This is a genomic window from Candidatus Palauibacter australiensis, from assembly GCA_026705295.1.
GTDB lineage: Bacteria > Gemmatimonadota > Gemmatimonadetes > Palauibacterales > Palauibacteraceae > Palauibacter > Palauibacter australiensis.
The window spans coordinates 1-12,075 of record JAPPBA010000055.1 but is presented as its reverse complement, the minus strand read 5'-3'; the positions used below and the strand labels follow the sequence as shown (position 1 = coordinate 12,075).

General features: G+C 69.7%; 9 protein-coding genes, 1 tRNA gene and 1 rRNA gene. 5 read left to right on the top strand and 6 right to left on the bottom strand.

Annotated features, from left to right (window positions below; translation table 11 throughout):
* The 3 genes from OXN85_03925 to OXN85_03915 all read left to right on the top strand — a co-directional run.
* Positions 1 to 1,063: hypothetical protein (locus tag OXN85_03925; GenBank protein MCY3599109.1), on the top strand; the 1,063-nt coding region annotated here is incomplete at its 5' end.
* Positions 1,064 to 1,095: 32 nt separating this feature from the next.
* Positions 1,096 to 3,396, top strand: coding sequence for a tetratricopeptide repeat protein (locus tag OXN85_03920; protein MCY3599108.1), 2,301 nt, complete (start codon positions 1,096 to 1,098; stop codon positions 3,394 to 3,396).
* A gap of 13 nt (positions 3,397 to 3,409) precedes the next feature.
* Complete coding sequence (locus tag OXN85_03915) at positions 3,410 to 3,970, top strand: hypothetical protein (protein MCY3599107.1); 561 nt, start codon at positions 3,410 to 3,412, stop codon at positions 3,968 to 3,970.
* A gap of 54 nt (positions 3,971 to 4,024) precedes the next feature.
* Here OXN85_03915 and hutI read toward each other — a convergent pair whose 3' ends face one another.
* The 6 genes from hutI to OXN85_03885 are packed head-to-tail and all read right to left on the bottom strand — an operon-like array spanning position 4,025 to position 10,909.
* A complete protein-coding gene (gene hutI / locus OXN85_03910; GenBank protein ID MCY3599106.1) occupies positions 4,025 to 5,257 on the bottom strand; it encodes an imidazolonepropionase in 1,233 nt (410 codons plus the stop codon).
* A 16-nt stretch (positions 5,258 to 5,273) separates the two neighbouring features.
* Entirely contained in the window at positions 5,274 to 6,932 is a 1,659-nt protein-coding gene (gene hutU / locus OXN85_03905) for a urocanate hydratase (protein MCY3599105.1), read from the bottom strand.
* Positions 6,929 to 7,852, bottom strand: a complete 924-nt coding sequence (gene ftcD, locus OXN85_03900) for a glutamate formimidoyltransferase (protein MCY3599104.1) — start codon at positions 7,850 to 7,852, stop codon at positions 6,929 to 6,931. The genes hutU and ftcD overlap by 4 nt, the downstream gene beginning before the upstream one ends.
* The gene (gene hutH, locus OXN85_03895) at positions 7,849 to 9,468 is read right to left on the bottom strand and encodes a histidine ammonia-lyase (protein MCY3599103.1); all 1,620 of its coding nucleotides are present in this window, start codon (positions 9,466 to 9,468) and stop codon (positions 7,849 to 7,851) included. The genes ftcD and hutH overlap by 4 nt, the downstream gene beginning before the upstream one ends.
* The gene (locus OXN85_03890) at positions 9,465 to 10,310 is read right to left on the bottom strand and encodes a chlorite dismutase family protein (protein ID MCY3599102.1); all 846 of its coding nucleotides are present in this window, start codon (positions 10,308 to 10,310) and stop codon (positions 9,465 to 9,467) included. Before OXN85_03890 ends, hutH begins: the two co-directional genes overlap by 4 nt.
* The gene (locus tag OXN85_03885; GenBank protein MCY3599101.1) at positions 10,307 to 10,909 is read right to left on the bottom strand and encodes an NINE protein; all 603 of its coding nucleotides are present in this window, start codon (positions 10,907 to 10,909) and stop codon (positions 10,307 to 10,309) included. Before OXN85_03885 ends, OXN85_03890 begins: the two co-directional genes overlap by 4 nt.
* A 394-nt stretch (positions 10,910 to 11,303) precedes the next feature.
* Between OXN85_03885 and OXN85_03880 the strand changes: the two genes are divergently transcribed.
* Together OXN85_03880 and OXN85_03875 are read left to right on the top strand one after the other, a co-directional pair.
* Positions 11,304 to 11,377 (top strand) — tRNA-His (locus OXN85_03880).
* Positions 11,378 to 11,695: 318 nt separating this feature from the next.
* Positions 11,696 to 12,075: ribosomal RNA gene (locus OXN85_03875) — 16S ribosomal RNA — on the top strand; the annotation flags it as partial.

The window sequence follows — 12,075 nt, the reverse complement described above, 5'->3', positions numbered from 1 at the left end:
TGCATCTCAAATGGCGGTAAAGGTGACGGCGACCGACCCGGACGGCCTTTCCGCAGCTCAACGTGTGTCTGTGACCGTCACCGACGGCGCTACGAGCCTGACGACGTCCAACAACGAGGATCTTTATCCCCGATGGTCGCCGGACGGCGCCGAGATCGCTTTCACGAGCTACGAAGAGTTGTTCTCGTCAAGGTCGTTCCTCCGGGTGGCGAAGGCGGATGGGGGCGGAGTGCGGAGTCTTGCGACCCCTGGCTTTCGCGATCCCGCATGGTCCCCGGACGGTACCAAGATCGCGGCCACGCTCAACGATACCATCTACGTGCTGAACGCGGCGGACTTCACCGGCGGGACGCGGCTGGTGGCCGGCCGTTCTCCCCAATGGTCCCCGGACGGCACTCAGATCGCTGGGTCCCGCCCTGGAAGCATCTTCTTCTTTAACGTGGACCTGAGCACCGGGGGGGCGTCGTTCACGTCGGGCGGTGCCACCACCGGTAGTCCCCAATGGTCTCCCGACGGGACCAAGATCGCTGTCACGTTCAACGATATCATCTGGGTGCTGAACGTGGGCGGGAGCGGGGGGACGCGGCTGGTGAGCGGCCGTTCTCCCCAATGGTCCCCGGACGGCACTCAGATCGCTTTCGAGCGCATCTCGACTAGCGAAGGACGCGTCACCAGCGCCAACGTCTTTGTGATGGATGCGGATGGGAGCGGGGTGACGCAGTTGACGCCCGCCTCCGACCTTGATCGCCTTGGCGGATGGTCCCCGGACGGTGCCAGGATCGTTTTCACATCCCTTCGCTACGGGGACAACGGTAGCGCCAACGAGCGCGGGATTTTTGTGATGAACGCGGACGGAAGCGGCGTGACGCGGCTGACGACAGACTCCCCCAGGGGACTCGAATGGTCGCCGGTGGGCACCAAGATCGCGTTTTCGGCCGACCGCGACGACGACGACGACTATCAGATCTACATAATGGAAGTCCCCGCCACGGGCAGTTCCGCCGACCTGCCGGGCGACGCACCGGAGCGGCCGGCGTTCGAGGTGACGCCTCCGCGTCGCTGACGCGGCGGGATCGACCAGCGGAGGCTGACGGATTGACCGGTCTGGCCAGGGAACTCATGGAGCGGCGCGTGCCGCACATGCTCGCGCTGTACGCGGGCGGGTCGTGGGCGCTCATCGAGTTCACCGGGTTCCTGGTCGACGAGTTCCTCCTTTCTCCGCACTGGACGCGGGTGGTCATGACCGCACTTCTTCTCCTCGTGCCGAGCGTTGCCATGCTCGCGTGGTTTCACGGCCGGTGGGGGCGGGACGATGTGCCGCTGACCGAGAAGATCGGGATCCCCACGAACCTCGCCGTGGCCGCGGTCGTCCTGTTCCTCCTCTTCGGCGGTCGGGATCTGGGGGCGGCGACCACAGCGGTGTCGGTGGAAACCGAAGACGGGGAAACCGTCGAGCGCGTGATCCCGAAGACGGAGTTTCGGAAGCGGGCGGCCCTCTTCCCGTTCGACACGGGGCCCGGGCTCGGCGATGACGAGGCCTGGCTCACGTACGCCGCGCCCACCGCACTCGAGCTGGATCTCTCCGCCGATGACTTTTTCGAGGCCGTGGCCCCCAGCCGGTTCGCGCATCGCCTCTTCGAACTCGGGTTGCCGACCCTGCGCGGCGTGCCCCTGGCCCTCAGGCGACAGATAGCGGACGACTTCCATGCACCGTTCATCGTGGGGGGCACGATCGACCGCGCGGAGGCCGGGTATCGCGTGACGTTGACGGTGCACGACGCGCGCCGCGGGTCGCCCGTGAGCGAGACCGTGCACGAGGGGCCGGATTTCCTCGCGCTCATCGACGAGATGTCCGCCACGCTCGCGGAGGCGCTGCGGATCCCCGACCGCCCCGACGTCGAGAACCTGCCGGTCCGCGAGCGGCTGACCGAGGACGACGCCGCATGGGAAGCGTTCGGCCGCGCGTCCGAACAACTCTTCCTCCCCACTCTCGATCTCGATACCGCGATCGAACAGTTCGACGTGGCGACGACGCTGGACCCGACGTTCGCGCTCGCCCAGTACGAACTCGCCATGCTGCTCCTCGCCGCGAACGAGCCCGAAGAAGCCATCGCGCCGATCTCGATGGCCGTCGACAACGCCTACCGCCTGCCGGAACGTGCCGGTTTCATGGTGAAGTCCGACTACTACTTCATTACGCAACAGGCGGACCGAGCCTGGGCCGTGATCGAGATGTGGGTCGAACTCTATCCCGAGGACACGGCGGCGCTCGACTACTACAGTCTCGTGCAGACCCTCCGAGGGGACTGGGAGGGAGTACTGGCGACGCTCGGCACGCTGTACCGCCTGAGTCCCGGCGAGCACTCCCTCCTCATGGATATGGCCGACGCCCACCGGAGGCTCGGGCAGCCCGAACTGGCTCTGAGCGCGCTGGGGCGATACGTGGAGCGGTTCCCCGACGACTACACGGGCCACGTGGCAATGGCCCGGATCGACCGGCGGCGCGGTGAGCACGACCGGGCGCGCGGACACCTCGGACGCGCGATGATCATCGCGCCAACGCTGCCGGACCTGGCCCTGGACCTCGCGGCGCTCGACCTCGACGTGGGCCGCTTCGAGGAGGCGCGTAGGGGATACGAACAGGCGCTGGGCCTGGCCGACACGCCGGAACAGCGGGCCGACGCCCTCGATGGCCTGAAGGCGTACTACCGCTTCCGCGGACAGACCGGCGAGGCCATCCGGACGGCAAACCTGTGGCTGGACGAGGTCTCCCTGTTCTTGGCGCCCGTCGAGATCGCGCAGGACCGGTTCTCCGACATCGACCTGTACCTCGAGGCGGGCCGCGACAGACACGCCACCCTCCTTCTCGACTCCCTGCAGGCGCAGTTGCCGCCCGCGCTGGCGGAGTTCCAGGTCCCGCGCTGGCGGATTCGCAGCGCACTCGGGGCCGGGGATGGCGAAGCGGCGCTCCTCGCGTACGACGCCGCCATCGATGCCATGGAGGCGAACGACTTCGGTGTACAGCGCCCCATCCTGATCGCCGACCGAGGGCGGATCGACGAACTCGAAGGCGACTACGACTCGGCGGTCGAGCGCTTCCGCGAGGCCATGACGCTGGACCCCGGCCGCAACCTCCACCTGGAGGCGGGACGCACCCTCCGCGCTGCGGGGAGGCTCGCGGAGGCCGAGTCGGAACTGCGCGAGGCGCTTCGCCGCATACCTTCGGATCCGTATGCGCATCTGGAGATGGCCCGCGCGCTGGAAGCGAACGGCGACATGGAGAGCGCCCGCGAGCACGTGCTGAGCGCGCTGACGGCATGGGAACCCGCGGATGAATCATTCGAGCCCGCCCGTGAGGCCCGCGCGAAGCTGGCCGACCTGAGCGGCGGAAGCTGAGGGGAGTCAACCCGTGGCGAAGCGTACGGTGCGCGGGATCGGAGCGGGCACGCTGGCGCTGCATCTGGCGGGCATCGGTCTCGCCGCGGGGTGTAGCGAACCCATGGAGCCCGAGCCCCACGAAGCCATGGATCTCGGCGTCCCCGAATTCGCGCTGATCGATGGTCTCGAACTGCGGGCGCAGCTCGACGTGACGCAGGCCAGTCCCGCAACGCGCGTTCAGGTGAGCGTCAGCGCCACGAATCGAACGGACCGGGCGATCGAGTTTACAGCCGGCACCCCCTGTTTCGTGAGGCCGCTTGTATACGCCAAGGGAGCCGGCGAGTGGATCCGGTACCCGGGCAGCCCGGAAGTCCTGCTCGGCCTGTTCCTGTGCCCGCAGGTCGTGTTTTTCGTCACGGTGCCCCCCGGCGAAACGCTGACACTCTCGAGCGGACCCCAATTCGGACTGGCGGATTGGGTCGGGATGGAGTTTCGACCAGGTGCCTACGTGGTCACGGCGACGGTTTCCGGCTCCTGGGGCGGAGGATCGCACGAGGTCGAGATCCTCGCGGGACAGGTCGATTCCAGGTAGGCGACCGGCCCGCCCCCTGGGCTGCCTTGGTCTCTCGCGCGCCGCATCTCCGCACTATGCCTCGCGGAGAACTCCGTGTCGGATCTCGCCGCCGATTGCGGCGGCGACGCACGCGTTGGGGCGCAGGTGGTAGAGCCAGTGCTCCACGTCCGGGGCATCGATGACCGCAAAATCCGCCGCGGCTCCCGGCTCCAGCGACCCCGCCTCACCTTCGCGGCCGAGGGCTCGGGCGGCGTAGCGGGTTGCGCCCTTGAGCACTTCGGCGGGCGTCATGCGCTGACGCGTGCACGCCAGCGTCATGGCGAAGGGAAGGTGAAAGGACGGAGCCGTGCCGGGGTTGAAGTCGCTGGCCACCGCCACCGCCACGCCGCCGTCGATGAGCGCCCGCACCGGGGGCGGCGCCTGGTTCAGGTAGAGGGTGGCGAGGGGCAGCGTGACCGCGACGACGCCGGCCGCCGCGAGGGCCTCGATCCCGGCTTCCGACACGTACTCCAGGTGGTCCGCGGACACGGCCCCGAGCGACGCGGCGAGTTCGGCCCCGCCGCCCCCGGAGAGCTGATCCACGTGGAGTTTCGGCCGTAACCCCAGTTCGCATCCCCGTTCGCAGATCCGCCGCGCCTCGCCGGCCGAAAAGGCCGAGTCCTCGACGAACACGTCGCAGAACTCGGCCAGCCCCTCCTCGGCCACGGCGGGCAGAATCCGCTCCGTGACGAGCCTCACGTAGCCCGCCCGGTCGGCCGCCCATTCCGGAGGGACGACGTGCGCCGCGAGGCACGTCGCGACGATCCGCACCGGTCCGGCCTCGTCGAGCCGCCGGTACACCCGCAGGAGTCGGAGTTCGGTCTCGAGGTCCAGCCCGTAGCCGCTCTTCGCCTCGACCGTCGTGATCCCCAGGGACACCATCCCGGTGAGGAACTCGTGCGCTCGCGCGAGAAGCGCCTCTTCGTCGAGCGCCCGCGTGGCCCGCACGGTGGAGGCGATTCCGCCGCCCGCCGCGGCGATCTCCAGGTAGCCGCGGCCCCGGATTCGGTCGGAGAACTCGCCCGCCCGCCAGCCGCCGAAGGCGAGATGCGTGTGCGCGTCCACCAGTCCGGGAATGACGAGCCCTCCGCCGGCGTCCCGGACGGGCTCCGCTTCGTACTCCGCCGGCAGCGCCCCGGCCGGCCCGGTCCAGCGGACGGTCCCATCGCGCCACACGAGCGCGGCATCCCGGATGAGCCCGATGTCGTCCTGGCCCACAGGGTTCGCGCAGGTGGCGAGACAGCCGATATTCGCGAGGCGCGGCATGGCGGAGAGCGGGCGGCTATTCGAGCATGGGAAGGTCGACCCCGCGCTCGCGGGCGGTCCGGATCGCTTCCGGATACCCTGCGTCGGCGTGTCGCATGACCCCGGTCCCCGGATCCGCCGTGAGCACCCGCTCCAGCCGCCGGCTGCCCGATTCCGTCCCGTCGGCGACGCACACCATGCCCGCGTGCGTGGAATACCCGATGCCCACGCCGCCCCCGTTGTGGATCGAGACCCAGCTCGCCCCGCAGGCGGTGTTGAGCATCGCGTTGAGCAGCGGCCAGTCGGCGATCGCATCGGAGCCGTCCCGCATGCCCTCGGTCTCCCGGTTCGGCGAAGCCACGGAGCCGGTGTCGAGGTGGTCGCGCCCGATCACGATGGGCGCCCGCACCCGTCCCGTCTTCACCAGCCAGTTGAAGCGCTCGCCCATCTCCGCCCGCTCGCCGTACTCGAGCCAGCAGATGCGGGAGGGGAGACCCTGGAAGCGGACCCGTTCGCGCGCCTGGCGGATCCAGCGGCCCAGCGCTTCCTTCTCGGGGAACGTATCGAGGACGGCGGCGTCCGTCGCCGCGATGTCCCCGGGGTCACCGGAGAGGGCGGCCCAGCGGAAGGGGCCCGCGCCCCGGCAGAAGAGGGGTCGAATGAAGGCCGGCACAAAGCCGGGAATGTCGAAGGCCTCCGCCATCCCGCGCAGATCGGCGACCTGGCCGCGGAGGTTGTTCCCGTAGTCGAACGCGACGGCTCCTCTCGCTCTGAGGTCGAGCATGGCCGACACGTGCGCGACCATCGAATCGAGTACCCGCTCAACGTAACCGTCCGGGTCCGAAGCGCTCATGGCCTCGGCCTCTTCCACGGACAGCCCCGCGGGGATGTATCCGAGGCGGAGGTCGTGCGCCGAGGTCTGGTCCGTGAGGACGTCGGGGACGACGCCGCGCGCCGCGAGCGCCGGCAGGACTTCCGCGATGTTCCCGAGCAGGGCCACGGAGAGCGCCTCCCGCCGGTCTATGGCGGCGGAGAGCCACTCCAGCGCCTCGTCGATGTCCGTCGCCATGCGGTCGCAGTAGCCCGTGTCGAGGCGGCGGCGAATACGGTCCTCCCGGACCTCGACGCCGAGGAAAGCCCCGCCGTTCATCGTCGCGGCGAGCGGTTGGGCGCCCCCCATGCCGCCCAGCCCGGCGGTCACCACGAGCCGTCCCGCAAGAGAGCCCCCGAAGTGCTGCCGCGCGAGTTCGGCGAACGTCTCGTACGTCCCCTGGAGGATCCCCTGCGTGCCGATGTAGATCCACGAACCCGCCGTCATCTGCCCGTACATCGTGAGCCCCAGCGCATCGAGCCGCCGGAACTCGTCCATATCCCCCCAGCGGGGCACGAGGTGGGCGTTCGCGATGAGGACCCGCGGCGCCTCGTCGTGGGTGCGGAATACGCCGACCGGCTTTCCGCTCTGGACGAGCAGGGTCTCGTCGTTTTCGAGCCGCCGGAGCGTCTCCACGATCCTCGCGTATGCCGTCCAGTCGCGCGCCGCCTTGCCCGCGCCCCCGTACACGATGAGGTCACCGGGACGCTCCGCCACGTCCGGATCGAGGTTGTTCATGAGCATCCGGAGCGCCGCCTCCTGGTGCCATCCCCTGCAGGAGAGCGTCGTTCCCCGCGGCGCCCGGATCGGTCCGTCCGGTTTCATGCCTTTCCTCCCTCTTCGCCGTCTCCGGTCCCCGGTAGCTCCAATACCTGGTCCGGCGCGAGACCCGCGTCCAGCCGGGCGAGGTCGAGCCCGCGGATGGCCCCGGCGGGCACCGGACCGATGAACTCGCATCCCGCAAGGGCCACACCCTCCGCCCGCGCGCTCTCGGCGACGCGCTCGTACACCGGTTCGATCCCGGTCGCCTCGTAGCGAGTCAGGTTCATGGACACCTGCGTCAGCCCCCGCCGCCGGAGCGCGATGCCGAGCGCCCGGACGTGCCGGAGCCCGCCGCCCGACTCCCGGATCGCCGCCGCGATGCGACGAGCCGGCCCCGGATCCGCCGTGTCGAGGTTCACGTTGAAGCGCACGAGCGGCTCTCGCACCCCGACGGCGACGGCGCCCAGCGACGGGTGAGGCGCCGGAGGGCCGAGATCCGGCCTCCATTCGGGGCTCGACAGCTTTTCGGCCAGACCCTCGAACTGTCCGGACCGGATGCGGGGAAGGGAAGTCCGCGCGGGGATCGTCGCCGCCCGTTCGTAGAAGAAAACCGGGACGCCCCGCCGCGCCGCCCACTCGCCGAAGGACCGGGACGCCTCGAGCCCATCGGCCTCGGGACAGCCGGGGCCACGCACGAAGGGGACGACGTCCAGCGCACCGATGCGGGGGTGTCGGCCCCGGTGCCGCCGGAGGTCCACCTCCGCGTACACCGCCGTCGCGAGCGCGATCGTCGCGCGGACGACGTCTGGCGAGGCTCCCCGGTAGGCGAGCACCATGCGGTGGTGGTCCGGATCGGCCGACCTGTGGAGGAGCTCGACGCCTCGGATTCCCTCGACCGCGGCTGCGAAGCGAGCCATCCTGCGCGGGTTGCGCCCCTCGCTCACGTTGGGCTCGCAGAGGAGCCAGGCGGGGGCGGGGCTCAGAGCGGCGTGGGGGGCCAGAGACCGCCCAGGGCGCCGGTGGCTCCCCGTTCCAGCGTCCCATCGTCGATGGCCGCCTCGAGGCGCGCGACATCCTCCGCCAGGGAGCGGTCCTCGATGACGGGAGGCACGCAGTCGCGGACGGCCTCATAGAGGGCCCGCGTGCCGGCCCCCAGCCGGTCCCGGCCCCCGGGACGGAGGTAGATCGCCTGCGCGGCGCCGAGCAGTTCGATCGCGAGCACCGTGCGCGTGTTGTCGAGGATCTCCCGCGTGTGGCGGGCGGCGTTGGCCCCCATGCTCACGTGGTCCTCCTGGTTCGCGCTCGTCGGGATCGAGTCGACGGAGTCCGGATGCGCGAGCGTCTTGTTGTCGGAAACGAGCGCCGCCCCCGTGTACTGGAGCGACATCAGGCCCCCGTGCAGCCCCGGAGACCGCACGAGCATGGCGGGAAGCCCCGCGGAGAGTTCCGGCGTCAGCATGCGGAACATCCTGCGGTCGGACAGGCTTGCGACGTCCGCGAGCGCGATCCCCAGCGTGTCGAGCCACAGCGCCGGCCCGGCGCCGTGAAAATTGCCGCCCGAGACGACCTCGCCCGGATCCGGTCCGGCGGCGGGGAAGACCAGCGGGTTGTCCGACACCGCGTTGAGCGATGCCTCCACCCGTCCCCACAGGAATCCGACCATGTCGTGGACCGGACCGACGACCTGGGGCGTGCAGCGCAGGCTGTAGGCATCCTGCACCCGGTCGGCGTCCGCATCGACGAGCCCGCTCCCCGAGAGGAGCGAGCGGAGCCTCGCCGCGGTTCCGATCTGCCCCGGCTGGCGGTTCGCCTCGTGCAGCGCCGGGTTCAGCGCGGCGGAACGGGCCAGCAGCGCCTCGAAGCTCAGCGCCGCCGCGAGTTCCGCGTGCAGGAGCAGACGTCGCGCGTCGTGGAGCTGCAGCGCGGCGCCCGCGACCATCATCGTGGTCCCGTTCGTCAGCGCCAGCCCCTCCTTGGCCTCCAGGCCCGGGCGGGAGATCCCCGCCGCGGCCATCGCGCTCGCCCCGTCCATGCGGCGGCCCTCGAACCAGGCCTCGCCGCTGAACGCCGCCGGCTTCTGGCCGGAATCGTCCTCCGGAACCGGCTCGGAGGAACGGGTCGCGACCGCCGCCATGTGCGCGAGCGGGGCGAGATCGCCGCTCGCCCCGAGCGAGCCCTTGCCCGGCACCACCGGCGTGACCCTCCGGTTCAGCATCCGGATCAGGGTGTCGATGATCACCGGGCGCACGCCCGAAGCGCCCAGCGCGAGCGAGTTTGCCCGCACGAGGAGCATCGCCCGCACCCAATCCTCGGGCAGCGCAGGACCCGTCCCCGTCGCACACTTGAGGATCAGGTTCCACGACAGCCGAGCCGCATCCGGCGCCGCGATGTGGGTTCCGGCGAGCGACCCGTAGCCCGTCGTGATCCCGTAGATCCGGGCTCCGGGCCGGGCCAGCGCCTCCACTACCGTGTGCCGGCTCGCCTCCACCCGCTCCCGCGCGTTCGCGTCGAGTTCCCGGACCTGCGAGGTCCCGCGCGCCACGGCGACCACATCGGAAATCGTGAGCTGCCGAGAGAGCGTGACGCCTGCCGGACTCATCGCGTCGTCACCGACTGGAGCAGGTCCTCGAACTCCCCACCGGCCATCCGCTTGCCGACCGTGAAGGGACCGAACTCCGCATACTCCGCGCTCGCCGCGTCGTACCGCATCTCGCTGATGATGGCCTTGAACTCGAGCGGGTCCCCCGCCCAAAGCGTCACGGCCCATTCCCAGTCGTCCAGACCCATCGATCCGCTGATCACCTGGACGATCCGGCCCGCGAAGCGCCGTCCCAATCTGCCGTGCGCCGCCATCAGCCCCGCCCGCTCCTCCAGCGAAAGGGTGTACCAGTTCTGTCCCGGGTTGCGCCGCTTGTCCATCGGGTACGTACAGACGTACGGCATGTGCTCCGGCTGTCTCGGCTCGAGCCGGCCCCGCACGTACCCCTTCCGCCGCTCCTCCGCGAGGGCGTCCGCCAGCGCGGCCTCCCACGCCTCGCGGTCCGCGGGGTCGATCCGTCCGGAGAGTTCCCGGGTCAGCGAGTAGAGACCCAGCTCCACCACGGACAGGTACTCCTCGCGGACGAGGACGTGATCGCCCCAGGCGGAGAGCTTCACCTCGCGCGCCGCCTCAACGACGCGGTCGAACGTGTCCCGGAAATGGAGGATGAGAAAATCGACCCCGCTCCCCGCCACGCGGTAAACGCCGGACCAGCCGGGCTCCGCGTCGGCGGACCACTGCTCGGCCAGCGCGGCGAAGCTCCTCAGCGCATCCCGGGCTTCCGCCGGATCCGTGCCCCTGAGGCCGGTCCAGTCAAGCTCGATCGATTGATGAAGGACATACCACCCCTCAAGGGAGGCGGGCGGGACTTGGGAGGCATGCGGGAGCGGACGGCTCGTCACTTGAACGGGCCGGCCAATCCCGGGAAACGGTACACGATCACGCCGCTGTCGGCCGCGTTGTCCACGTCCACATGCCCCTTCACGACCATTTCCCGCAGGGCTTCCTCCACCTCCTCGAAGCTGAGACCCGTGGCCAGGACGCCCTGCGTGACCGTCAACAGCCCGCCGTTGGCCTGTGCGGCCTTCAACAGGATCTGCTGCCGGGTGTCCGCCTTGGCGAGTTGCCGCGACGGGGCGGACGGCTCGGCGCCCCCGGCGAGACGCGGGTGCGGCAGATACCCGTCGCGGATGTTCGCCGTTCGCACGAGCCGCTTCATTCGGAAGAGGTCGAAGAACTGGCCGATGCCAAAGAGACCCAGCGTGAGCAGCCAGAGGATGCCCGTGAAATACATCCCCAGATAGAAGCGGTGGATCCCGCAGGCACCGACCAGGGCGCAACACCAGAGGGCGAAGCCGACGCCGTTCGTGTAACGGTCGCCGGTGTCGGGCGTCTGTTCGGCCGGGGGTTGGGGGGGAGCCGCGACGAGCGGCACGACGGCGTACGGAGGTGCCGGGCCCTCGGGACCGCCGCGGCCGGGTTCGTTGGGCTGTTCGGTCATCGTTCGCTCGTACGCGCCGGTCACTCCGGAGGTTTCCTGGCAGTCCATGGCAAAGCGCCGCTCCGTTCGCGCGGCGCTGCATCTCGCCATCCTCGGAGGAGCCCCGCTGCGCTCTGCGTCGCTCCTCTCCCCAGAGGGCCCCGCCGGGCGCTCACCGCTCTCGGCGTTGACGCGGGGTCTTGCCGCGGGCTGCCAGCCACAGGGAGGCACGTTACAACGGAGACCGCACCGCCGCACCCTAGCTGTCAGCCCGAGGGCCAGCGCTTCTCCCTCTCGGCGCGGACGCGGAGCTTTGCCACCGACGGCTGGACGCCGATGCCGGCGACTCGCAAGGGACGCACCTTTCCTCTAGATTGTCGCCCTCGCGCCCCCGCGACGGGGTGCGAACGACGTGGTGGGCGTAGCTCAGGTGGTCAGAGCGCCAGGTTGTGGCCCTGGAGGTCGCGGGTTCAAATCCCGTCGCTCACCCCTCCGCGTTTTTTTTTCGTTTCCCGGGGCGATCTCCGGCCCTCTCGCGGGACGTTGACAAGCTGCCCGCGGTTGGGTAGCCTTGGGGTCCTCGCGGGAGGGCGTGCGCCCTTCCGCGATGCTTTTTGACAAGAAGGTGTGAGTGACTTGTGGGCCCGATCGAGAGCCATGGGCATCACTTCTCGTGGCTCGATGGGAAACCAAAGTGATTTCCGAACGTGAAGCCCCGACGGTCTTGCGACCGGACGGGGTGCTCTGCGTTCAACCAGGTCTCGAGTGTCGACCCGGCTTCGGCCGAGCGCACTCAAACCAAATTCTCATATGGAGAGTTTGATCCTGGCTCAGGACGAACGCTGGCGGCGTGCCTTACACATGCAAGTCGTGCGAGAACGGTTCCTTCGGGAACTCAGTAGAGCGGCGAACGGGTGAGTAATACGTGAGCGATCTGCCCGAGGGTGGGGGATACCCCAGGGAAACCTGGACCAATACCGCGTACAGCGTCGGGAGTGGGTGCCCGACGTGAAAGCCGGCCTCTTCGATGCTGGCGCCTTCGGATGAGCTCGCGGCCTATCAGCTTGTTGGTGGGGTAACGGCCTACCAAGGCTATGACGGGTAGCTGACGTGAGAGCGTGATCAGCCACATTGGGACTGAGACACGGCCCAGACTCCTACGGGAGGCAGCAGTGGGGAATATTGCG

What these genes read in the sequence shown, in the direction of transcription:
- hutI (MCY3599106.1), bottom strand. Translation starts at nt 5,257, where the DNA reads ATGCCGCGCCTCGCGAATATCGGCTGTCTCGCCACCTGCGCGAACCCT.
- OXN85_03885 (MCY3599101.1), bottom strand. Translation starts at nt 10,909, where the DNA reads ATGACCGAACAGCCCAACGAACCCGGCCGCGGCGGTCCCGAGGGCCCG.
- hutH (MCY3599103.1), bottom strand. Translation starts at nt 9,468, where the DNA reads ATGAGTCCGGCAGGCGTCACGCTCTCTCGGCAGCTCACGATTTCCGAT.
- hutU (MCY3599105.1), bottom strand. Translation starts at nt 6,932, where the DNA reads ATGAAACCGGACGGACCGATCCGGGCGCCGCGGGGAACGACGCTCTCC.